The sequence below is a fragment of the Chryseobacterium viscerum genome, from assembly GCF_002899945.2.
GTDB classification, from domain to species: domain Bacteria; phylum Bacteroidota; class Bacteroidia; order Flavobacteriales; family Weeksellaceae; genus Chryseobacterium; species Chryseobacterium viscerum.
In genome coordinates this window covers 1-255 of the sequence record NZ_PPEG02000058.1, presented here as the reverse complement: position 1 = coordinate 255, position 255 = coordinate 1, and the positions used below count along the sequence as shown (strand labels likewise).

1 pseudogene is annotated in these 255 nt (G+C 46.3%); it reads right to left on the bottom strand.

The features are described 5' to 3' along the window. Positions 1 to 255 (bottom strand): annotated as a pseudogene (locus C1634_RS26225) (hypothetical protein); the annotation flags it as partial.

Below are 255 nucleotides of genomic sequence, written 5' to 3'. Positions count from 1 at the left end.
TGCTCCCATCCAGAATCTTTGCAGAGGTGACTGCATTATCCGATATCGTCGTGGTATTCGAATTAGCTCCAGAAGTAATATCTCCCGTCAAGGCTGCACGCTCAAAACTGCTCCCATTCAACGTAATGGAACCGGAACCTGTATATCCCGAACCTAAAGCAAACCGCTGCCAGATACCCCCGTCAAAATAATAATACCCAGCTGATGTGATATTAATGGTTTTAGCGGTAGCGGAACCAACAGCACTAGTAGCAT